Genomic DNA, 21,604 nt, shown 5'->3' on the forward strand with positions numbered 1-21,604 from the left:
CAGTCTTGCGTCATCGAAACGCCGAACCCCGAGAAGGGACTCCAGCGATGACCAAGACCGTGCTCGTTTCCGGTGCCAGCGTGGCAGGGCCGTCGGCCGCTTTCTGGCTGCACCACCACGGCTACTCCGTGACCGTCGTCGAGGCGGCGCCGGTACTGCGGCCCAGTGGCCAGGCCGTGGACTTCCGCGGCGAGCAGATGAAGCTGATCGACGCGATGGGGCTCACCGAAGAGCTGCGCAAGTACGAGACCGCGATGGGCGACCAGCTGCTGCTGAACTCGGCAGGCAAGCCGATCGTGACCGTGCCCAGCTCGTTCGCCAGCGGCGAGCTCGAGATCCTGCGCGGCGACCTCGCCCGCATCCTCTACGAGCGCACCCGGGATTACACCGAGTACGTGTTCGGCGACCGCGTCACCTCGCTGACCGAGACGGCCGACGGTGTCGAGGTGACCTTCCGCCACGGCGCGCCCCGCCGGTTCGACCTGGTGGTCGGCGCCGACGGTGTGCACTCGGGTGTCCGGACCGCCGCGTTCGGCGCGGAGGCGCGTTTCCGCAAGGACCTCGGTTACCACGTCGCCGCCTTCACCGCGCCCAACCACCTCGGGCTCGACCACAGCGGCCTGATCTTCAACGAGCCGGGCCGCGGCGCGATGGTCTACAGCGGCCGCGAAGGCGACGCCGTGACCGTCATCCTGTACTTCCGCGGCGACCCGCGTGGTTACGGCCGACCGGACCCCGAGCGGCAGAAGGAGATCGTGGCCGACGTCTTCGCCGGCGCGGGCTGGGAGATGCAGCGGCTGCTGAGCGCGATCGACGACGCGCCGGATCTGTACTTCGACACCATCGGCCAGATCAGCATGGACAAGTGGTCGAAGGGCCGCGTGGTGCTGCTCGGCGACGCCGCGTGGTGCGCCGGCCCCGGCGGCTCCGGCACGGGCCTGGCGATGATGGGCGCGCAGATCCTCGCCGGCGAGCTCGCGGCCGCGAACGGCGACCACGTGACCGCGTTCGAGAAGTACGAGCAGCGCGTGCGCAAGCCGGCGCACATCGGCCACAAGAACGGTGCCGGCTCGGGCGGGTTCCTGGTGCCGGAGAACGAGAAGAAGCTGCGCAGCCGCAACCGGATGTACCGCATGCTGACCGGCCCGGTGTTCGGGAAGGTGTTCGACTACATGAGCACCCGGGCGGCGAACGCGGTGCAGTACCAGGAGTACACCGGCAAGGTCGCGGGCTGAGAGGTTGCCTTGACGCGCACGTCAAGGTCTACCGTCGGACGCATGCGGATCGGCGAGCTCGCCCGGCGGGCGGGGACGACACCACGGGCGCTGCGCTTCTACGAGGCGCAGGGGCTGCTGCCGGCGGGGCGGTCGGCGAACGGGTACCGGGAGTACGACGAGAACGATCTACGACTGGTCAGCGAGATCCAGACGCTGCGCACGGTCGGGTTCACCCTCGAAGACACTCGCCCGTTCGTCGACTGCTTGCGCACCGGCCACGAGTCCGGCGACGCCTGCCCGGCTTCGGTCGAGGTGTACCGGCGCAAGCTCGAGGAAGTCGAGAAGTGCCTGGCCGACCTCGGCGCCGTGCGGACCGCGTTGATGGACAAGCTCGCCGAGGCTTCGGCCCGGCACGACCCCTGTGTTGCCGAGGAGATCCGATGACCACCGATGCGACCTTCGCCGCCGACGTCCTCGACCACGACAAGCCGGTGCTCGTCGATTTCTGGGCCGAGTGGTGCCCGCCGTGCCGGATGATCGCGCCGGTGCTGGCCGAGATCGCGGCCGAGCGGGCGGATTCCCTGACGGTGCGCCAGATCGACACCGACCTGAACCCCGAGACAGCGCGGAAGTACCAGGTCATGTCGCTGCCCACACTGATCCTGTTCCGCGGCGGCGAACCGGTGCACACCATCGTCGGCGCCCGCTCGAAGGCCCGGCTGCTCGCCGAGCTCGACAACGTTTTGGGAACTACTCCCGTCGCCCTGTGAAAACCAGGCCGACCCGGTAAAAATAAGTGTGGACCACACCGGGGAGGCAACCGTGAACACCCTCGTGCACTCGTTCCTCTTCCTCCGCCGCGCGATCGGAGTGCTCGGCCTCGCGCTGCCGTTCGTCGTGATCCTCGGCAAGGAGCTGCTGCAGGGCGGCGGCCTGCAGGGTTCGCTGAGCGGCTACTACTACAGCGACCTGCGCGACGTCTTCGTCGGCACGATGTGCGCCATCGGCGTTTTCCTCGTCTCCTACCGGGGCTACGGGCGGATCGACGACATCGCGGGCAACGTCGCGGCGGTCGCCGCCATCGGCGTCGCACTCTTCCCGACCAGCCCGGCCTCGCCGACGGGCACTGAGCGCGCTGTGGGAGTGGCGCACCTCGTGTTCGCGGCGATCTTCTTCCTGACGCTGGCGTTCTTCTGCTTCTTCCTGTTCACCAAGTCCGACGAGACCTCGCCGACCTCGCGCAAAGCCGTGCGCAACGTCGTCTACCGCGTGTGTGGCGGCGTGATGCTGGCGGCGCTGGCGCTGATCGTGATCAACGGGCTCTTCTTCGACGCGGCCACGGCTTCGCTGCACCCGACGGTGTGGCTGGAATCCCTCGCGGTGATCGCGTTCGGTGTCTCGTGGCTGGTGAAGGGCGACGCGCTGCTGGCCGACCTGCCGCACGACCGCGGCGAACTGGTCCAGGCCTGAGCCACGGTCCACTTCGGACGGAAGTGGTTCAGCCCAGCCGGCCGTAGGCGGCCGAAACCTGCGTGAGCCACTCGACTTCCGCGGCGAAGGTCTTGGCGTCGTGGTCGTCGAAGCTGCCGCTGTCCTGGCTGTGTGGCGGGGTGACGCCGGAGTTCTTCGCCAGCAGCGCGTGCTTGATCTTCGTGGCCTCGACCAGGGCTTGGTCCGCCGCTTCGGCCGGGGAGGACTCGGCGCGGTCCATGTACGGCCGCAGCGCCCGCCAGCCGTCGCGGATCTCGATCACGCGGCGGTGCAGGCGGTAGTGCAGATCGGACCACTGGCGGTCGGCACCGGACGGCGGCTCCAGCGCGATGCCCGGCGACGACTCGTACAGCGAGTGCCACAGCGGGTAGAGCGCGCGGTAGGAGCTGTAGTTCCGGCCCCACGCAAGGAGGTTCGACACGTGCCCGCCCCACGACGGCATGGTCAGCCCCAGCGACACGATCACGATGCCGAGCGCGCTGAACAGCGACGCCGCGATGGCCCACGGTCCGACCGACAGGCCGAACATGGGGCTCACGATGTTCACCGTGCGCGCGGCGCAGTAGAGGAACAGCACCACCGCTCCGGCCGCGAGCATCCGCAAAGCGCGGCGCAGCCACGGTTTCGTGGTGCTTCGCGCATACGGGATGCACTGGCGGTAGATCGTCACGCACGGCACGGCCTGCGAGACGATGAACAGCAGCAGGTAGACGAGGATGACCGGATTGCTGCTGCCGGTGCCGAACGCCGACGCCGGCGTGCCGGGGCGGTTGCCGATGAAGAACAACGCTGTCAGCACGACGCACAGCACGACGCCGGAGACGATCCACGCCCGGATCGCGCGCCGTACCTCCGAGAGCGGGTTCGCCCACTGCATCAGCAGGATCTGCGCGCTGATGCAGTAGGCAACCGCCGAGAGGTGCAGCACGAGGATGGCCAGGTTCTGCACGCCGAAGAACGTGACGACGCTGAGCGACACCGCTCCCATCGTGAACGTGAGGCACTGCAGCACCAGCGTCACCATCATCGTCACGTACCCGATGTCACCCCAGCCGCGCCGGATCGACGCGAGCTTGTAGAGGAACGCGGCGTACGACGACACCGCGGACGACGCGAAGAGCACGATCTTCAGCGCGTTCACACAAGACCACCCCAGTTGTGTACTGTATCGATTGTTACCAATCCGACCACAGTCACGGCCGAATGGCTTCGTAGCAACGGTTACGCGCCGCGTGGGGGATCGGCCTACTTTTGGCCGGACTAGTAACTGGAGATTCAGGCGTTCACGGCCTCGCGCCGGCTGCCTTCGAGCGGCACGGCCAGGCCGACGGCTTCCGCCGCCACGGCCACCGCGTAGTCGAAGAAGGCCGACTGGTCGGCAACGCTGTCGTGCGTACGGCTGAACACCTGGAACACCAGCAGGCCGATCAGGTTGCTCCACAGCACGATCCCGCGTTCGAGCAGATCACCGTACGGAGCCTCGGGCTGTCCGCCGAAGAGCGCGACGGCCTCGGCGGTCACGAGCGTCGGACCGGGCAGCGGCCGGCTCGGCGGCGTGAGGGATCCCGCCGCCAGCGCGGAACGCAGCACCGCGGCGAGCGCCGCGGGCGTGCGCGAAGCCGGGCCCACCGTGGTCTCCGGTGCCTCGTAGCCGGGCACGGGCGAGCCGTAGAGCAAGGCGAACTCGGCCGGGTTCGCGAGCGACCATTCGCGCAATGCGCGGGTGACGGCCAGCAGACGCGCGCCGGGATCCGTTTCCCGCTCGCCGGGATCGGCCTGTTCCATGGCCTCGCCGGAGGCGTTGTAGGCGTCGGTGATCAATGCGGTCAGGAGATCGTCGCGATCTTCGAAAAACGGTTGCACCTCGGCCACGGTCACGCCACTTCCGACGGCCACCGTCTGCAGCGTCAGACCGGTCGCACCGGTCTCTGCGAGTTGACGACGAGCCGTCTCCTTGACGAGCCGGGGGAGATCTTCAGAAGACATAGGCATCCTTGTCGGAACTGTCCATGATCGGCGACCCTACACCAACGCCCGTCGGCCGCCTAGGGTCCGAAAAGCGGCTCCGGCCACAGGGAAGACTTGAGTGAAGACCACTGAGAAGTCCCTGTGAATCCGATTAATCGCGTGCCATTTCACGGAGTGTTCGCGGGAGCTTCGCGAGGCATCCGAGAGGCTTACGGACAACTGTCCGAAGAAGTTCGCGGTGAACCCGAAGTTACGGATACCTGAAAAGCCAATCCCGCTCACCGGGCTGACTATGGTGTGGCGCATGAGTCTTCACGTGGTGATCGGGTTCGGCCCGGCAGGGGCGGCGACGGCGAGGCTGCTCGCCGGACGGGGCGAGCGGGTGAAGGTGATCGGCAGGTCGCCGCGACCGGAGGAAGCGGGGCTCGAGCACGTGGTGCTCGACGCCACCGACAGTGCCGCGCTGACCGCCGCAGCCGAGGGTGCTGACGCGATTTACCAGTGCGCGAGCCCGCCGTACCACCGGTGGACGCGCGACTGGCCGCCGCTGGCCGACGCGACCGCCGCGGCGGCCGAGGCGACCGGCGCCGTCCTCGTGGCGCTCGGGAACCTGTACGGCTACGGGCCCGTCGAAGGTCCGATCACCGAGGATCTGCCGCTCGAGGCGACGGGGCCCAAGGGCCGCGTGCGCGCACAGCTGTGGAATGACCTGCACGACCTGCACGAGCAGGGCCGGATTCGCGCCGCCGAGGTGCGGGCGTCGGATTTCTTCGGCCCCGGCGTGACCGACGGCGGGCACCTGGGCGCGCGAGTGGTGCCGGCGGTGCTGAAGGGGCGCAAGGTTCAGGTGATGGGGGACCCGGACGCGCCGCACAGCTGGACCTACATTCCTGACGTGGCGCGGACGCTGGTGCGCGTTGCCGCGGAGGAGAAGGCGTGGGGTCGCGCGTGGCACGTGCCGACGCTGCCGGCACGTTCGTCGCGCGTGATGGTCGGCGTGCTGTGCGAAGCGGCGAGTGTGCCGCCGGTCGGCGTACAACGGCTTCCCGCGCCGTTGCTGCGGATGGCGGCCGCGTTTTCGCCCTTGCTGCGAGAACTGCAGGAGGTTCGCTACCAGTTCGACCGCCCGTTCGTGGTGGATTCGCGTGCGTTCACGGAATTCTCGGGCGAGCAAGCCACTCCGCTCGGGGAGCAGGCGGCGGCGACGGTGAGCTGGTGGCGTGATCGATCGGCTACCGTGGGTTGACCCGCGGTCGGGGATTTTCGCACGAGTTCCGAGACGCTCTTGAAAATCCGATCGCCACGGGGCAATCTCTCACCTACTGGGTGGGCGATCGGCGCGAGGAAGTTCTGTTATGGCGTCTTGGGGATCTGCTGCGCACGAAATCGAAAATCGACCGGACATTGCTATTGTCGGCATCGGGTGCCGTTTTCCCGGTGCGCGGAACGTGAACGAGTACTGGGATCTGCTCAGCGAGCCGAAACCTCAGTTCAGGACCGTCCCGGATTCGAGGTGGCGCCGGGACTCGTTCTACAATGACGATTTCCGGGACACCTCGGCCGCGTACTCCGACAAGATGGCGCTGCTCGACGACGTCGGCGACTTCGATGCCGGGCACTACGGCATCCCGCCGCGCCGCGCGAAATCACTCGACCCGCAGCACCGGCTGCTGGTCGACCTCACGCGCGAAGCGCTGCAGGACGCCGGCTGGGAGACCGGCGGCTTCGAGCGCGAAGACACGTCGGTGATCATGTCGCTGTCCGAGAGCGGCTACCGCGAGATGAGCACGCTTCACATTCGCCTGCGCCAGCTCGCGGGCGGCGAGTTCGGCCGGTCGGCGGGCGCCGAGCTGGCGGAGGCGGGCTCGGCCGTCGGCGGTCTGCACGCCACGGCCATGGCCGGGCTGCTGCTCAACATGGGCCCGAGCTCGATCAGCTCCGTGTTCGACCTGCACGGCGAGAGCTACGCGCTCGACGCCGCCTGCTCCGGCGGCCTCACGGCGGTGGCCAACGCGGTGTTCGCGCTGCGGGCGGGCCGCTGCCGCATCGCCGTGGCCGGTGGCGCGCAGCTGGTGCTCACGCCGGACCTGCTGGTGGGTTTGTGCCGCATCGGTGCGGTTTCCCGCACCGGCGAGTGCCGCCCGTTCGACAGCCGGGCCGACGGGTTCGTGCTGGGTGAAGGTGCCGGCGTGCTCGTGCTGCGTCCGCTGGCCGACGCGCAGGCCGCCGGCGACCGGATCTACGCGGTGATCCGCGGCGTCGGGCTGTCGAACGACGGCACGGTCAAGGGCGGCATGATGCCGCAGGAGTCGGGCCAGCTGCTGGCGCTGCGCCGCGCGTACCGCGACGCCGACGTGGAGCCCGGTTCCGTCGGGTACGTGGAAGCGCACGGCACGGCGACGTCGGTGGGCGACGACGTGGAGATCAACGCGTTAGGCGAGCTGCGTCGCGACGCGACCACTCCCGCCTACCTCGGCGCCGCGAAGTCCGTGGTGGGGCATTCGCTCGGGACCGCGGGGATCGCCGGGCTGATCAAGTCGGTGTTGTCGGTCCACAAGGGACAGATCCTGCCGCAGCCGGATTTCGAACCGGCCGGGCACCTGGCGCTCGACGAGGCCGGTCTGCGGGTGGCCGGCGAGGTGACGCCGTGGACCGCCGACGGTCTGCGCCGCGCGGGGGTGAGCGCGTTCGGCTTCGGTGGGACGAACGTGCACGTGGTGCTCGAGGAATCCCCTGCGCTGCCAACGGTTTCCGTGGGTGGTCCGCAGTTGCTGCTGCTGACCGCGCGCGACCGGGCGGGGTTGGCCCGGCACGCGCGTGAGGTGGCGGAGGTGCTCTCGCGCGATCCGCTGCCGCTGGCCGCGGTGGCGTCCACTTTGGCGAGCCGCACTTTGTTCGCCGAGCGGCTGGCGGTGGTGGCCGACGATGCCGCCGACGCGGTGTCGAAGCTGGTCGCCGCGTCCGTCGCGCTGGAATCCGGGACGACGGGGGAGCTGGCGCCGGCGACGTACGCGGGGGTCGTGGCGCCGGGCGCCGAGGTGCCCGCGCCGGAGCTGCCGCTGCTGGAGCTGGCCGCACTGGCCGTGACCGGCGCCGGGCTGCGGCCCGCGATCGGCAGGACGCCGCCGTGCACGCTGCCGCCGAGCCCGCTCAGCCCGCGGAACCACTGGGTCGTGGACGAGGCGAAGCGGGTGAAGGCGCAGTCCTTGCCGCCGCTGAATGCTGTCTCGGCCGTGGAACCCGTTGTGCCACAGGGACTTCCGTCGGCGCGGGACGTGCTGGCCGTGGTGTTGGAGGAGGTCGCGCGCACGAGTGCGTTCCCGGTCGGTGACCTGTGCGCCGGGCACGCGTTGATCGATGATCTCGGGTTCGACTCTCTCATGCTGACGGAGCTGGAAGCCAACCTCCGCAAGCGCTTCCCCGGGCAGCGCTTCGAGATCGAGCAGGAGCGCGGTGTCACGGCCGGTGCGGTGGCGGGGCTGATCACGCCCGCCGTGCCGGTGCCCGTGCCACTGGCTTCGGAGACCGTCGCGTTCGACCCGGCCACGGCGTCGATCGACGACTTCCCCGAAGCCGCGGCGATCGACGCGCGGCTGCGGGAGTTTTCGGACCTCGGCGTGTCGAACCCGTACTTCCGCAAGCACCAAGGTCTCCTGACCAGCACGACGACCGTCGGCGGCCGGCAGTACCTGTCGTTCTCCAGCTACAACTACCTGGGTCTCTCCGGCCACCCGGCGGTGACGGCCGCGGTGCACGACGCCGTGGAACGCTACGGCACCTCGGTGTCCGGCAGCCGCCTCCTCGCGGGCGACCGCGACCTCACGCGTCAGCTGGAGATGGAGCTGGCGACGTTCCTCGGCACGGACGACTGCCTCGCGCTGGTGAGCGGCCACGCCACCAACGTGAGCGCCATCGGCCACCTCGTCGGCCCCGGCGACCTCATCGTGCACGACTCGCTCGCGCACGACAGCATCCTGCAGGGCTGCACCCTCTCCGGAGCGACGCGCCGCCCGTTCCCGCACAACGACGTCGCGCAGCTCGAAGACATCCTGCGCCGTACGCGCGCTCGGTTCCGCCGCGTGCTGATCGTGGTCGAGGGCGCCTACAGCATGGACGGCGACCTCGCCGACCTGCCGGGCTTGATCGAGGTCAAGAAGCGCTACGGCGCCCTGCTGATGGTCGACGAGGCCCACAGCATCGGCACGGTCGGCGCACGCGGCGCCGGCGTCGGCGAACACTTCGGCGTCTTGCGGTCCGAGGTCGACCTCTGGATGGGCACGCTGTCCAAGTCCCTGGCCGGCTGCGGCGGCTATCTGGCCGGCTCGTCCCGCGCGGTCCAGTGGCTGCGGTATTCGTTGCCGGGCTTCGTCTACAGCGTCGGCCTTACGCCCGCCAGCGCCGCCGCGTCGCTGGCCGCCCTGCGCGTCCTGCGCACAGAACCCTCGCGGCTGGCTCGCCTCCGCGAAAACTCAGGGTCCTTCCTGAAGCTGGCCCAGGCCGCCGGCTTGCCCACCGGCTCCGCCTCCGCGACCCCCATCGTCCCCTGCGTCATCGGCGACTCCACCACGACCATCCGCCTGGCCGGCGCCCTCTACGACCGCGGCATCATCGTCGACCCGATCCTCCACCCGGCCGTCGACGAATCCCAGGCCCGCCTGCGCTTCTTCCTCACCACCGACCACGAACTCGCCCAGCTGGAGTACACGACGAAGACGGTGGCCACGGAACTCGCCCGGCTGCGCGCTTAGCGGTGAGCGCCCGCGCCGGTTCTTGCCGGTCTGGGCACTCACGAGCCTGCTCGGACTCGTGCGGCGGTCCGCCGCTACGGGTCCACCGACCGAACTCGACCGTGTACGCGGCCCAGCCACGCCTTGCGCTCCATTGCGGCGAGGGACCCGGAAGGGCCCCGCCCGAGTGCGGCAGCCGACGCCGACCCGCCGGCACAGCTGAGTCTCGGGCAGCTCGTGCAGCGAGACGACGCGGGCCAGACGGGACACGGCGGTTTCGTGGTGCAAGGGCCGGACGGTAAGCGGCGGCCGCGAGACGATCAGGACGGCTCAGCCTCCTCAACCGCAGTGTCTTCGTCACGCGTAGCGCGGCGGAGTTCTTGCCCCGCCCCGCTGGGGGAGACAAACCCTGGCCCTGCCGGGCGGAGGCGAAACCCTGGCCCTGTCGGGGGGAGGCGAAACCCTGGCCCTGTCGGGGGGAGGCGAAACCCTGGCCCTGTCGGGCGGAGGCGAAACCCCGGCCCCGCCGGGAGGAGACAAAACCCCCGCCCTCCCAGGGGGAACGGCCCTTGTCCAGCCTATCGCCCACCCCCGACACTTTCGGCGACCGAGCGCCAGATCGGGGTAGTTGTCCACAACCCGATCGGGTGGGGAAAGTCGGCAGTGCGCGAACGCCTAAAGCAGCATCCGCTCAATCCGGTCGATCGGCTTCTCCTGCGCCGCCGGGACCTTCGCGGCCGGCGCGGGAGCCGGAACCACGCCCATCCGCTCCGACAGCAGGTACGCGATGATCTCCGCCTCCTGCTCCTGCGCGTCGTCGTAGGTGGCGCGCATCAGCATGTCGCGGACGATGTCCGGGTCGAGATTGGGGAAGAGGGAGCGGGCGCTCTCGTCGTCGAGCAGGCCCGAGCCGCGGTGGCAGCAGATGATGTGACCGAGCTCGTGCAAGATGATGTGCTCCTGGTGTGCGCCGGTGGTGTTGGCGTCGAAGAAGATGAGGTCTTCTTGTTGCGCCGCGACCCACATGCCGCACGGGTGGGAGGCCGGCATGGGCATCGGCACGAGGGTGATCGGCCGTTCGCGGATGGTGCCCAGCCGTTCGCACAGTGTCTGGAGGTCGCAGCCCTTCGGCAGATCCAGCTCGGCGATCCGCCGGGCGCCCTCTTCGCGCATCCGCTTGAGCTGGTCGCGACGCTCCTCCGCCATCCTCAGCCCGCCGCTTCGTCGCTGACCGGCGGCAGGCCCTGCATCTGGCGGTACTGGTCCATGATCGTGGTGATCGCCTGCAGGTTCTCCTCGCGCATGCCCGCCGCGCGCATCGCGACCGCGCGCACGCCCGCCTGGCGCATCGCCTCGATGGCGGCCAGCTCGCTCAGCACGTCGCCCGCCACCTTCTCGTCGAAGAAGTACGCGACGGACACCCCGAAGAACTTCGCCAGCGCCGCCAGCAGCTCCTGCGACGGGTTGGTGCGCTTGCCCGACCGCAGCTGCGACAGGTACACCGAGCCGACCTTCAGCTCCGGCGACACGCGCTTGAGCTCGGTCACGACCTCGGCGTTCGTCCAGTGCTTGCCCTGCGGACGCACCGTGCGGAACAGATCGTCGAGCCTGGAGGCCAACGTCGGCCGAGTGTCATCACTCGAGTCACTGGACATGTCCGCCCCCTCCGGTCAGCGACTGATTGCTCTCAGCTAGGCCGACTATCCCAGATTAGCTGACAGTTGACAATCAGGGCTCCCCTACACAAGACTGTGAGCAGCGCGAGTTAGCTGTTAGTTAACTCGCCAACACAGGCTTAGCGGTAGGCGTTGCACTGCCGCGGGGCGGCGCTGGGGGTGTCGCTCCGCCGGTCCGCCGGCCGGGCCCGGAGGCAACCGTTTCAGCGAACTGCCTCCGGGCCGGCGAGCTGCGCCCATTCGTCGGCCCAGCGCACCGCGCGCCGGTGGTCGAGCACGCGCCGCACGATCCAGAGCGCGCCGGCCAGCAGGCCGATCGCGCAGAGCCACGTGAAGGTGCCCACGAGCACGCCGTTTGTCACCGCGTCGGCGTGGGTGAGCGGGGCGGTGGTCTGCTTGCCGTTGTCGTCCAGCCAGATCGGCACCTGCGAACCGGGGTTGCCGGCGCCCGCGGGCACCGTCACGACGCCGGTCTGCAGCGAGCCGTTCGGCAGCCGCCAGTCGGCGGTCACGCGAGAGCTGTGGGCGATCGGGGCACTGTCGCCCGTCGACGCCGTCTTCGGCGCGGGCGCGAGCACGGTCGCGGTGACTTGGTGGCGCGCGTGCAGCTGCGCGTCCGACGCCGCGGTCTCGTGGGAGACGTCAGCCTTGCCGAGCAGCACCACGAGCGGGAGCGCCAAGATCGCGATCAGCGCGGCCAGGCCGGCGAGGAGACCCTCGATCCGGTCGGAGCGCCGCACGAGCGGATTGCGCGCGAATCCCAAACGTCGCAGGAAACGGGTAAAGAGAAGAGGTGGTCTGCCAGCCCGGGCCTTGTTCCGCATGAGCTCCATGGTCCTCTTGCACGCCCGCGCGCGCTGTGTCCAGCACAACGTTTTCTTTGATTTTCCTGGGAAAACGGTGTGTTCCTCAGCACGCTCAAGGCCTTCACTCCACTTGTGGGTGAACGCCGTCACTTCACGTCGTGATCGACTCGCCCGATGCTCGCCACGCGTTGAATGCGGAGCCGGAAACCGGCGTCAGTCCACGAGCCGGACGGTTGCGGTACTGCTGAACGACTTTCGTCGCGTGATGCCGTGCTCCGCCACGATGCTCAGCTGGATCGACCGGTCGGACGGGGCCCAGTAACCGGTGCGCACGAAGTACCCGTCCATCGTGCAGAGGCGGTTGGCGGTCTTGCGCGAGCTGATCGTCTCCCAGCCCCAGTGCCGGCCGCTGGCTTCCACGCCGTTGCGCCGGACGTAGAGACGCGGGTTGCCGACCTGGCGGCAGTACTCCGCGCCTTCGGCGATGTAGAGCACGCCGTCGACCTTGTAGAAGCGGCTGCCGTCGAGCAGGCTCACCTGACCCGACAGCGTGACGTTCACGCGGCCGCCGTCGTTTCCCTCCATCTCCCAGTCGACGCAGAATTCCTTCGCCGGAGCTTCGATCGACTGGGTCATGACCGCGTCCCCTTCGTGCACTGTTTCGAGAAGATTCGATTAGAAGATAGAGAAGAATCAGGAGGCAGGAAGGTTTCGCGAACGGTTTTCACCCGATAAGGCTCACGGGCTGACAGATTGTGTTCCACGCATGAATTACCGGCATTTTTCAGCGCACCGGGTGATGGCGCACACGGGAAGTGAAATCGGATTACCCGGAACCGGTCATGTCCCACCGTTCGACTGGGCGGTGTGGGTCTCGGTCGGGACCGGCCGTGTCGGCAGCGTGAGCAAGACTATGACCGCCGTCATAGTGAGTCGATCAGGGAAACCGTGCTACCCAAGGGTCATGACAGCTGTCATAATGACCGTCGAGCCGGCGACCGCCGGTGCCGTGGAGGGCCTCGTGCGAGCGTGCTCGCCGGCGAGCCTCGCGTGGCGCTTCACGCTGCCCGGGCGCCCGGCGCCGGACTGGATCCTGGTGCGCTACCGCACGTTCCTGCTCGCCGGCGCGGCCCTCGTCGCGAAGGTCGGCGACGCTGCGGTCGGCTTGGTCAACCTCGTGCCGGAAGGCGAGTGCCGGGCTGAGCTCGCGGTGCTCGTGGCCGACGCCTGGCACCGCCGCGGCATCGCGAGCGCGCTCGTGCGCAGCCTGAGCGAGGACGTCCGCTGGGCGGGCTGGACGCTGCACGCCACCGTCCAGGTCGGCAACGCGCCGGCCGAGGGCCTGCTGCGCGCGCACGGCTTCCGCCCGGTCCCGACGTTCGAGCGGGGCGAGAAGGAGTTCGAACGGGTCGTGCCGACTAGCATGACCGGTGTCATGAAGGAGGTCGTCGGTGGTGGAGTCGGAGAGGCCGGCGCGGGACCGGATGGTGTTCAGCGCCGCGCAGCTGCTGCGGACCCACGGCGTCGGCGGTACGGGCCTGCGGGACGTGGTGACCCACGCGAACGCGCCGCGGGGGTCGCTGCAGCACTACTTCCCCGGGGGTAAGGAGCAGCTCGTCGCCGAAGCGGTCGCCTGGGCCGGCAGGTACGCTGCGCGCCGCGTGCGCCGCAACGCCGAATCGCTGGAAGACGCGATGCCGGGCAACCTCTTCGCCGCGATGGTCGCGCCGTGGCGCGTCGAATTCGCCGATCAGGGATTCGGGAACGGCTGCCCGATCGTCGCCACGGTCGCCGATTCCGCCGCGATGAGCGAAAAGCTGCGGGAGAGCACGGCCGGCGCATTCGCCGAATGGCGTAAACCGCTCGTGGAAGCACTGGAGCAGATGGGCGTATCTCCCCCGCGTGCGGCTTCGCTGGCCGTGCTGATGATCAGCTCCCTCGAAGGCGCGATCGTGCTCGCGCGCGCCGAGCACGACGTCGCCCCGCTCGACTCGATCGTCGAGGAGCTACGGCCGCTGCTCGACGGCGCCGTGGACAAACGCCGCCGCAAGCTCGCCTAGCGCGCTGTCGGTTACCCATCCGACCACAGTCACGGCGGGGACGGTTGCCGGACGCGGTCACGTCCTGCTGGATTCCCGCCTACTTTTGGCAGGCTTGGTAACGGCGGCCGAGCTTCGCTCGCAGGTTGGCGACCGTCGCCGGGTCGTGCAGCAGCTTCGCGAAATGCTGCGACTCCACGTCCATCCGCGCGCACGCTGGTGTTCTCGGTATCGCGCAGCAGCTCGCGGGTCAGCGCCAGCGACGAAGCCGGCTGCGCGGCCAGCGCGGCCGTCCGGTCGGCGACGCGGGCCTCCAGCGCTGCCGCGTCGGCCAGCACCTCGTTGACGAGCCCCAGCCGGTGCGCCTCGACGGCCGGCACGCGGTCGCCGAAAAGCAGCAGCTCGGCGGCGCGCTGCGGGCCGAGCAGGCGCGGCAGCACGAAGCTGCTGCCGTACTCCGGCACCAGGCCCAGCGATGTGAACGGGAACTGCAGGTAGCTGCGCTCGGTCGCGTACACGAGGTCGCAGTGCAGCAGCAGCGTCGCGCCGATGCCGACGGCCGGGCCGTCGACGGCCGCGACCACCACCGCGCGCGTGGCGAGCAGCGCCTCCTGGAACCGCCGCACGGGTGTGTCGTCCCCGGCGGCGGAGCCGTCGTGGGCGAGGAAGTCGCCCAGGTCGTTGCCCGCGGTGAACGTGCCGCCGGCGCCGGTGAGGACGACGATCGGCGTGGCCGCGGTCTCCAGCGCTTCGGCCAAGGCGGAGTACAGGGCCGTGGTCAGCGCGTTGCGCTTGTCCGGACGGTTGATCGTCACGGTGGTGACGGCTTCGCCGGCCACGACGTCGATGCTCATGCCACGAGAGTTCCACAACGGAACTCAGCCGGTCAACGCCATCTCCGCGAGGCTGCGCAACGCGGCTTCCGACGCCGAACCGGGCTCGGCCGAGTACACCCCCACGAACTGACCGGGGTCGGTCTCCACCCCGAGGCGCTGCGAGTCCACCGTCACCGGCCCGACGCGCGGGTGCGGGAACGTCTTGCGCCGGAACCCCGCCATCCGCACCCGGTGGTCGGCCCACCACGTGCGGAAGTCCGGGTCGGCCACATCAGAGGCTTCCGCGCGGGCCGCCGTGCGCGAGCACGCGGAACGCGGGGTGGACGTCATCAAGCTGATGGCGAGCGGCGGCAACCTCACGCCCGGCACGCGGATCGAAGTGCCGCAGTTCACGCCCGAAGTGCTGCGCGCGGCCGTCGACGAGGCCCACCGGCTGAGCCTGCCCGTCACCGCGCACTCCCACGGGACGCAACCGGTGGCCGACGCCGTGGCCGCCGGCGTCGACGGCCTGGAACATGCCGGCTTCATGACCACAGACGGCGTCGACGCCGCCCCATCGGACCTCGTGCGGGAGATCGCCGCGCGGCACATCACGGTCGGCGTCACCCCCGGCATCGCGGGCGACGCGCACAGCGCGCTGCGCCGCGAGATCGTGTCGCGGATGGACGCGCTGGTGGCCAACCTGCGCTTGCTCTACCGCTCCGGCGTGCAGCTCACCGCCGGCACCGACGCCGGCGTCACGCCGGTCAAGCCCCCGGATGTCCTGCGGCACGCCGTGCACATGCCGGAGCTGCCCGAGATGTCCACAGTGGACACCTTTTGCACCGCGACGTCCGTGGCCGCCGGGGTGTGCGGGCTGGGCCACCGCAAGGGCCGCGTGGCGCCGCGCTTCGACGCCGACGTCCTCTCAGCGGGCAGCAATCCGTTCACCGATCCGGCGGCCATCCACGACATCCGCGGCGGTCTACGTGCGCGGGACGGAGGTCACAGCTCCGCAACCGCACTGACCAGCCGGTCGACCTCGGCCGCAGTCGTGTACGGCGCGATGCCCGCGCGGACCGCGCCCGTGTCACCGAGGCCGAGATGGCGGGAGCACTCGATGGCGTAGAAGCTCGCGGCCGGCGCGTTGACGTTGTAGTTCGCCAGGTGTTCGTACACGGCCTTGGGCTCGTGGTTCTGCACGGAAAACAGGACCGTCGGCGTGCGCTCGCGGCCGGGGGAGCCGTAGCGGACCACCTGGGGCAGCGCGGCGAGCCCGTCGTCGAGGCGCTGCAGCATTTCCTGCTCGTGGACCTCGAGCGCGGCCAGCGACGTGGCCAGCCGCTCGCGCCGCGTGCCCTCGGCCGGCACCAGGTTCGCGAGGAAGTCGATGGCCGCGGTTGTGCCGGCGAGCAGCTCGTAGGGGAGCGTGCCCAGCTCGAAGCGCTCCGGCACGGCGTCGCTGGACGGCACGAGCTTGTCCGGCCGCAGCGTCTCCAGCAGCTCGGGCGCGGCCGCGAGCAGGCCGAGGTGCGGGCCGAGGAACTTGTACGCCGAGCACGCGTAGAAGTCGGCACCGAGTGCGGCGACGTCAACCATGGCGTGCGGGGTGAGGTGTACCCCGTCGACGTAGCTGAGCGCCCCGGCTTCGCGCACCTTCGCCGTGATCGCCGCGACGTCCGGCCGCGTGCCGAGCAGGTTGGACGCCGCCGTCACGGCCACCAGCCGCGTCTTGTCGGTCAGCAGCGCCGTGACCGCCTCCACCGGCAGCTCACCCGTCATGGGGTCGAAGTCGGCCCACCGCACGGTGACCCCACGCGTGGCCGCCGCCTGCACCCACGGCCGGATGTTGGCGTCGTGGTCGAGCCGCGTGACCACGACCTCGTCCCCGGCCTCCCACGTCTTGGCCAGCGTCCGCGAGAAGTCGTACGTCACCTGCGTCATGCTGCGCCCGAACACCACGCCCTCGGGCTTCGCGCCCAGCAGATCCGCCACCGCCTGTCGTGCCTCCCGCACGACCCCGTCGGCGCGCCGCTCGGCCGGCGTAACTGTTCCCCGGTTGGCGATCGCGGAGCAGAGGACGGCCGCCACGGCTTCCCCCACCACGTCCGGCACCTGCGAGCCCCCGGGCCCGTCGAAGTGCGCGGCCCCTTCGGCAAGGGCGGGGAAGTGCTTGCGGATCGCGTTCACGTCATAGGCCACGGAGCCCAGCATGCCGGAAGCGATCAGGCGGGTGCGAGATCGGCCTTGGATCTCGGGATCCGACCCTGGTCGACTGTCTTGGTCGACAGCTGAGACGACCGGTCATATAATTGGCAGATGCCACGTCCCAGCGTTCGTGAGGTGATCGTCGACACCGCGGTCACCGAATTCCACCGCTACGGCTTCGCCGCGTGTTCGGTCGACACCATCACCCGGGCGGCCGGCGTGCCCAAGGGGTCGTTCTACAACCACTTCAAGAGCAAGGAAGACCTCGGCGCCGAGGTCGTCGCGCGCTACGCCGAAAGCTCCGGCTGGCGCGAGGGCCATGGCGACCTCGGTCCGCTCGACACGTTGCGCGCGAGGTTCACCGTGATGCGCGACGTGCTGGTGGACAACGAGTTCACCCGCGGCTGCCTCATCGGCAACATGGGTTCCGAGCGCGCCGACCACAGTCCCGTGATCCGCAAGCAGGTCGGGGAGAGCCTCACGCACTGGTCGGACAGCATCACCGACTCCATCCGCCAGGCGCAGGCCGCAGGCGAGGTCAAGGGCGACAAGGACCCGGAGCTGCTCGGGCGGTTCGTGCTCGACGCGTGGGAGGGTGCGATCATCCGTACCAAGGTGGCCAAGAGCGTCGCCCCGCTGGACGACTTCTTCGACGTGGTGTTCGGCTCCCTGCTGTAGGAAGGTGCCCCCAGCGTGCTCGCCGACCTGGTGGACGAACTGCTCGCCCAGCCGCTCCCGTGGCCCATCGTCCAGGCCGGTGACCCGGTGCTGCGCACGGCCGCGGCGCCCTACGAAGGCCAGTTGGGTGACGCCGCGCTCGCCGGACTGATCGAGGGCATGAAGGAGACGATGCACGCGGCGCCCGGCGTCGGGCTGGCCGCGCCGCAGATCGGACTCCCGGTGCGGCTCGCCGTGGTCGAGGACTACGAGCGGCCGAACACGCCGCCCGAAGTGCTGGCAGTGCGGGGCATCGGTCCGTTGCCGTTCCGCGTGCTGGTGAACCCGCGGTACACGGCGCTGGGCTCGGAGCGGGTCGCGTTCTTCGAGGGCTGCCTGAGCGTGAACGGCTGGCAAGCCGTGGTCGCGCGGCCGTTGCGCGTCCGGCTTGAGGCGCAGGACGAGACGGGCGCGGCCGTCGACGAGGAGTTCGCGGGCTGGCCGGCGCGCATCGTCCAGCACGAGACCGACCACCTCGGCGGCGTGCTCTACCTCGACCGTGCGGAGCTGCGTTCGCTGTCGACGCACCAGTCCGTCGCGCAGCGGTGGGCGCAGCCGACGCCGGTCGACGCCGCCAAGGAACTGGGCTTCGACCTGCCCTGAAAAACGTGGGTGCTCGATTCGGGTGCGGCCCTTGACAGTGTCTAAGACGACCGGTCATATTCAAATCATGACAACTTACCGAGCTCTGGAAGTCACCGGCACCCGCCAGTTCGCGCTCAGTGAGCGGGAGCTCGTCGCTCCGTCGCACGGGCAGGTCCGGGTCAAAGTGGAGTACTGCGGCGTCTGCCACTCGGACGTGCTGGCGGTCGAGGGGATGCGCGCCGACCCGGACGTGCCGCGGGTGCCCGGCCACGAGATCGTCGGGGTGATCGACGCCGTCGGCGAGGGTGTGCGGGCGTGGCACGTGGGTGAGCGCGTGGGCATCGGTTATCTGGGCGGGCACTGTGGCGAATGCGAGTACTGCCGGCGCGGCGACTTCGTCAACTGCACCGACCAGCCGTGGACGGGCACGCACGTCGACGGCGGTTACGCCGAATACGCCTACGCCCGCACGACCGGCCTCGTCCGCGTCCCAAGTGGACTGTCCTCTTCGGATGCCGCGCCGCTGCTGTGCGCGGGGATCACCACATACAGCGCGCTGAGCAACCTCGGCGCGCGCCCCGGCTCGCTGGTCGCGGTGCAGGGCATCGGCGGGCTGGGCCACCTCGGCGTGCAGTACGCGAAGGCGCTGGGCTACCGCGTCGCAGCGATCGCGCGTGGCACGGACAAGGCCGAGCTTGCCACGAGTCTCGGTGCGGACGAGTACGTCGACAGCACCGCCGCCGACCCCGGCGCGCAGCTGCAGAAGCTGGGCGGCGCGGCGGCGATCGTCGCGACGGCCTCGAGCGGCGCGTCCATGTCGCCGCTGGTCGCGGGGCTCGCGCCGCGCGGGCGGCTGGTGGTCGTCGGCGCGGCGCCCGACCCGCTGTCGATCGGCACCACTGACCTGATCTTCGGCACGCGCACGGTCTCCGGCAGCCTCACCGGTTCGGCCGTCGAGAACGAGGACAGCCTCGCGTTCGCCGAGGCCCGCGGCGTGCGGCCGATGAACGAGATCGTTCCGTGGACCGACGCCCCGAAGGCGTACGAGCGCATGCTGTCCGGCCAGGCGCGTTTCCGCGTCGTCCTCGACCTGGCGGCCTGAGGTGGCGCTGCTCGACGACGTCCTCGACGCCCACGGCGGCCTCGACCGCTGGCGCCAGTTCACCTCGCTGACCGCGACGATCGTGACCGGCGGCGAGTTCTGGGCGATGAAAGGCCTTGTGCAGGACCCGAACCCGCGGCGGATGACGGTGTCGCTGGTGCGCGAGGAGGGCTCGTTGCACCCGTTCGGCGCGCCCGACCAGCGCACGCGCTTCGAGCCGGGGCTCATCGCGATCGAGAAGCTGGACGGCACTGTAGTTGCTTCGCGCGACAACCCGCGCGAGTCGTTCGCGGGGCACGGACTGACACGCCGTGGGACCCGCTGCACCGCGCGTACTTCAACGGGTACGCGTTGTGGACGTGCCTGACAACACCGTTCCTTATGGCGGGTGAGGGGTTTTCGGTCGTGGAGTCCGCGCCGGTGGTCGTGGACGGTGAGCGCTGCCACGTGCTGGAGGCGACGTTCCCGGCCTCGGTGGCGAGCCACTCGCGGGTGCAGCGCTTCTTCTTCGGGCCGGACGGGCTGCTGCGCCGGCACGACTACAACGTCGACGTGGCGGGCGGTTTTCCCGGCGTGCAGTACGTGTACGACCACGCCGTGTTCTCGGGTCTGAGCTTCCCGACGCGGCGGCGCGCGTACCGGGAGGAGACGGTGATGGTGTCGATCGATCTGAGCGAGATCTCGTTGAGCTGAGTTTTTGTCGGTGCCCGCTGCTAGCGTCCTCCCTTGTTCGGATTCGACTGGGAGGAATCGCATGGATTCGTTGCAGGACAAGGCAAAGGCGTTCAGAGAGCTGCACGCCCAGCCGATGGTGGTGCTGCCGAACGCCTGGGACGCCGGCAGCGCGGCCGTCATCCAGCACGCCGGCGCGCAGGCGATCGCCACCACGAGCGGCGGCGTCTCGTGGGCGCTCGGTCGCAGTGACGGCCAGGGTTTGACGCGCTCTGAGATGACGGCCGCGGTGCGGCAGATCGTCCGGGCCGTCTCGGTGCCGGTGACCGCCGACATCGAAGGCGGCTACGGCCCCGATCCCGCGGACGTCGCCGCGACCGTCGAGGAGGTCATCGGCGCCGGCGCGGTCGGCGTCAACCTGGAGGACTCCCGGGCGGGCACGCTCTCGCTGTTCTCTCCGGAGGTGCAGGCCGCACGTCTGGCGGCAGGCCGTGCGGCCGCCGCGTCGGCCGGCTTGCCGGAGCTGTGGATCAACGCCCGGACGGACGTGTACCTCTTCGGCGTCGGCGAGCCGGAGGCCCGCTTCGACGACGTGATGGCGCGCGCCCACGCATACGCCGAGGCCGGCGTGGACAGCATCTTCGTGCCGGGCTTGGTGGACCTGGCGGTGCTTCGAGAATTGACGGCCGCTTCCCCTCTCCCGGTCGCCACCATGGCCGGGCCGGGCGCGCCCTCCGTGTCGGACTTCGCGGCCGCCGGCGTCCGCCGCGTCACCGTCGGCACGGCGCTGGCCCAGGGCGCCTACGCCGTGGCCCTCCGCGCGGCTCAGGAAATGCTCGGCGCGGGCACCTACGGCGAACTGGGCTCCGCTATGGATTTCGGTGCTCTGAACGGCTTGTTCAAGTGAGGGCCTTCGGCTGCGTGGAGGTGACTGCCATGTAACCCTCGCTCTGTCCCCACCGGCCTCAGCGCGGCTGGGGGCGATACTGCACCGCGTGGATCTTGGGGGACCGGACCGCGCGGATCATGCGGGTTCGGATCGCGCCGGTCACGCGAGACTGGACCGTGCGGGTTCGGATTGCACGGACCATGCGGAGCTGAGCGGCGCGGGCGACGTGGGTTCGCACCGCGTGGGTTCCGCGGAGCTGGGACGTGTGGACTGCGAGGGCCTGAGCCGCGAGGTTTGCCGGGGGGCTGGACCGCGCAGACCGCGTCGGTTTGGATCGCGTGGGTTGCGCGGGGCTGGGTCGCGCGGATGGTGTGGGTTCGGTCCGGGTGGATCACGAGGTGCCGGATCGCGCGGGCGACGTGGGTTCGGATCGCGTGGGGTTGCGCGGGACCGGACCGCGCGGATCGTGCGGGTTCGGATCGCGCCGGTCACGCGAGACTGGACCGTGCGGGTCCGGATTGCATGGACCATGCGGAGCTGAGCGGCGCGGGCGAGGTGGGTTCGGACCGTGTGGGTGCCGCGGGGCTGGGTCGCGCGGATGGTGTGGGTTCGATCCGCATGGACCACGAGGTGCCGGACCGCGCGGGCGACGTGGGTTCGGATCGTGTGGGTTCCGCGGGGCTGGGTCGTGT

Annotated in this window: 23 protein-coding genes and 1 pseudogene; 15 read left to right on the forward strand and 9 right to left on the reverse strand. The window is 70.0% G+C overall.

Annotation, left to right across the window (positions count from 1 at the left end; translation table 11 throughout):
• The first annotated feature begins 47 nt into the window (after window positions 1-47).
• The 4 genes from AB0383_RS26670 to AB0383_RS26685 are packed head-to-tail and all read left to right on the forward strand — an operon-like array spanning window position 48 to window position 2,687.
• The gene (locus tag AB0383_RS26670) at window positions 48-1,235 is read left to right on the forward strand and encodes an FAD-dependent monooxygenase (protein ID WP_364181408.1); all 1,188 of its coding nucleotides are present in this window, start codon (window positions 48-50) and stop codon (window positions 1,233-1,235) included.
• 42 nt (window positions 1,236-1,277) lie between these two features.
• Entirely contained in the window at window positions 1,278-1,661 is a 384-nt protein-coding gene (locus AB0383_RS26675) for a MerR family transcriptional regulator (protein WP_364181405.1), read from the forward strand.
• A complete protein-coding gene (trxA, locus tag AB0383_RS26680; RefSeq protein WP_364181402.1) occupies window positions 1,658-1,987 on the forward strand; it encodes a thioredoxin in 330 nt (109 codons plus the stop codon). The genes AB0383_RS26675 and trxA overlap by 4 nt, the downstream gene beginning before the upstream one ends.
• 52 nt (window positions 1,988-2,039) lie before the next feature.
• Window positions 2,040-2,687 carry a DUF998 domain-containing protein gene (locus tag AB0383_RS26685; RefSeq protein WP_366188817.1) on the forward strand — a complete coding sequence of 216 codons (648 nt, stop codon included), beginning with the start codon at window positions 2,040-2,042 and terminating at the stop codon, window positions 2,685-2,687.
• Between the two features lie 28 nt (window positions 2,688-2,715).
• On the opposite strand, the gene AB0383_RS26690 is transcribed toward AB0383_RS26685, so the two are convergent.
• Window positions 2,716-3,849 (reverse strand): MAB_1171c family putative transporter, encoded by a 1,134-nt coding sequence (locus tag AB0383_RS26690; RefSeq protein ID WP_364181396.1) that lies wholly within the window; start codon window positions 3,847-3,849, stop codon window positions 2,716-2,718.
• A gap of 134 nt (window positions 3,850-3,983) precedes the next feature.
• Window positions 3,984-4,694, reverse strand: a complete 711-nt coding sequence (locus AB0383_RS26695; RefSeq protein WP_366188818.1) for a TetR-like C-terminal domain-containing protein — start codon at window positions 4,692-4,694, stop codon at window positions 3,984-3,986.
• Between the two features lie 286 nt (window positions 4,695-4,980).
• Here AB0383_RS26695 and AB0383_RS26700 point away from each other — a divergent pair, with 286 nt between their 5' ends.
• Entirely contained in the window at window positions 4,981-5,922 is a 942-nt protein-coding gene (locus AB0383_RS26700; protein WP_366188819.1) for an NAD-dependent epimerase/dehydratase family protein, read from the forward strand.
• A 109-nt stretch (window positions 5,923-6,031) separates the two neighbouring features.
• Window positions 6,032-9,424 carry an aminotransferase class I/II-fold pyridoxal phosphate-dependent enzyme gene (locus AB0383_RS26705; RefSeq protein ID WP_366188820.1) on the forward strand — a complete coding sequence of 1,131 codons (3,393 nt, stop codon included), beginning with the start codon at window positions 6,032-6,034 and terminating at the stop codon, window positions 9,422-9,424.
• A 654-nt stretch (window positions 9,425-10,078) separates the two neighbouring features.
• Here AB0383_RS26705 and AB0383_RS26710 read toward each other — a convergent pair.
• From AB0383_RS26710 to AB0383_RS26725, 4 genes are all read right to left on the reverse strand, one after another.
• Complete coding sequence (locus AB0383_RS26710) at window positions 10,079-10,609, reverse strand: toxin (RefSeq protein ID WP_364181386.1); 531 nt, start codon at window positions 10,607-10,609, stop codon at window positions 10,079-10,081.
• Between the two features lie 2 nt (window positions 10,610-10,611).
• Window positions 10,612-11,058 (reverse strand): helix-turn-helix domain-containing protein, encoded by a 447-nt coding sequence (locus tag AB0383_RS26715; RefSeq protein ID WP_220243569.1) that lies wholly within the window; start codon window positions 11,056-11,058, stop codon window positions 10,612-10,614.
• A 224-nt stretch (window positions 11,059-11,282) separates the two neighbouring features.
• Window positions 11,283-11,819, reverse strand: coding sequence for a hypothetical protein (locus AB0383_RS26720; protein WP_364181383.1), 537 nt, complete (start codon window positions 11,817-11,819; stop codon window positions 11,283-11,285).
• A 279-nt stretch (window positions 11,820-12,098) separates the two neighbouring features.
• Complete coding sequence (locus AB0383_RS26725) at window positions 12,099-12,521, reverse strand: hypothetical protein (protein WP_366188821.1); 423 nt, start codon at window positions 12,519-12,521, stop codon at window positions 12,099-12,101.
• A gap of 328 nt (window positions 12,522-12,849) precedes the next feature.
• Between AB0383_RS26725 and AB0383_RS26730 the strand changes: the two genes are divergently transcribed.
• Together AB0383_RS26730 and AB0383_RS26735 are read left to right on the forward strand one after the other, a co-directional pair.
• Window positions 12,850-13,491: a GNAT family N-acetyltransferase gene (locus AB0383_RS26730; protein ID WP_364181379.1), complete on the forward strand. Its 642-nt coding sequence runs from the start codon at window positions 12,850-12,852 to the stop codon at window positions 13,489-13,491.
• A complete protein-coding gene (locus tag AB0383_RS26735; protein ID WP_364181376.1) occupies window positions 13,433-13,945 on the forward strand; it encodes a TetR/AcrR family transcriptional regulator in 513 nt (170 codons plus the stop codon). The genes AB0383_RS26730 and AB0383_RS26735 overlap by 59 nt, the downstream gene beginning before the upstream one ends.
• 29 nt (window positions 13,946-13,974) lie before the next feature.
• Here AB0383_RS26735 and AB0383_RS26740 read toward each other — a convergent pair whose 3' ends face one another.
• Both AB0383_RS26740 and AB0383_RS26745 read right to left on the reverse strand, forming a co-directional pair.
• On the reverse strand, window positions 13,975-14,778 hold the full coding sequence (locus AB0383_RS26740) for an enoyl-CoA hydratase-related protein (RefSeq protein ID WP_364181373.1): 804 nt from the start codon (window positions 14,776-14,778) through the stop codon (window positions 13,975-13,977).
• Between the two features lie 24 nt (window positions 14,779-14,802).
• Complete coding sequence (locus tag AB0383_RS26745) at window positions 14,803-15,090, reverse strand: hypothetical protein (protein WP_364181370.1); 288 nt, start codon at window positions 15,088-15,090, stop codon at window positions 14,803-14,805.
• On the opposite strand from AB0383_RS26745, the pseudogene AB0383_RS26750 reads away from it, so the two are divergent.
• Window positions 15,080-15,706, forward strand: a pseudogene (locus tag AB0383_RS26750) (amidohydrolase family protein); the annotation flags it as partial. The gene AB0383_RS26745 and the pseudogene AB0383_RS26750 overlap by 11 nt on opposite strands.
• 38 nt (window positions 15,707-15,744) lie before the next feature.
• On the opposite strand, the gene AB0383_RS26755 reads toward AB0383_RS26750, so the two are convergent.
• Window positions 15,745-16,941, reverse strand: coding sequence for a cysteine desulfurase-like protein (locus tag AB0383_RS26755; protein WP_364181367.1), 1,197 nt, complete (start codon window positions 16,939-16,941; stop codon window positions 15,745-15,747).
• Between the two features lie 117 nt (window positions 16,942-17,058).
• Here AB0383_RS26755 and AB0383_RS26760 point away from each other — a divergent pair, with 117 nt between their 5' ends.
• From AB0383_RS26760 to AB0383_RS26785, 6 genes are all read left to right on the forward strand, one after another.
• Entirely contained in the window at window positions 17,059-17,625 is a 567-nt protein-coding gene (locus tag AB0383_RS26760; RefSeq protein WP_354883626.1) for a TetR family transcriptional regulator C-terminal domain-containing protein, read from the forward strand.
• 15 nt (window positions 17,626-17,640) lie between these two features.
• On the forward strand, window positions 17,641-18,267 hold the full coding sequence (locus AB0383_RS26765) for a peptide deformylase (protein WP_366188822.1): 627 nt from the start codon (window positions 17,641-17,643) through the stop codon (window positions 18,265-18,267).
• A 67-nt stretch (window positions 18,268-18,334) separates the two neighbouring features.
• A complete protein-coding gene (locus tag AB0383_RS26770; protein WP_366188823.1) occupies window positions 18,335-19,351 on the forward strand; it encodes an alcohol dehydrogenase in 1,017 nt (338 codons plus the stop codon).
• Between the two features lies 1 nt (window position 19,352).
• Complete coding sequence (locus AB0383_RS26775; protein ID WP_364181359.1) at window positions 19,353-19,718, forward strand: hypothetical protein; 366 nt, start codon at window positions 19,353-19,355, stop codon at window positions 19,716-19,718.
• Between the two features lie 38 nt (window positions 19,719-19,756).
• Window positions 19,757-20,044 (forward strand): hypothetical protein, encoded by a 288-nt coding sequence (locus tag AB0383_RS26780; protein WP_364181357.1) that lies wholly within the window; start codon window positions 19,757-19,759, stop codon window positions 20,042-20,044.
• Between the two features lie 61 nt (window positions 20,045-20,105).
• Window positions 20,106-20,930: an isocitrate lyase/phosphoenolpyruvate mutase family protein gene (locus AB0383_RS26785; protein ID WP_364181354.1), complete on the forward strand. Its 825-nt coding sequence runs from the start codon at window positions 20,106-20,108 to the stop codon at window positions 20,928-20,930.
• The last annotated feature ends 674 nt before the right edge of the window (window positions 20,931-21,604 follow it).

This window comes from Amycolatopsis sp. NPDC051373, from assembly GCF_040689465.1.
GTDB lineage: Bacteria > Actinomycetota > Actinomycetes > Mycobacteriales > Pseudonocardiaceae > Amycolatopsis.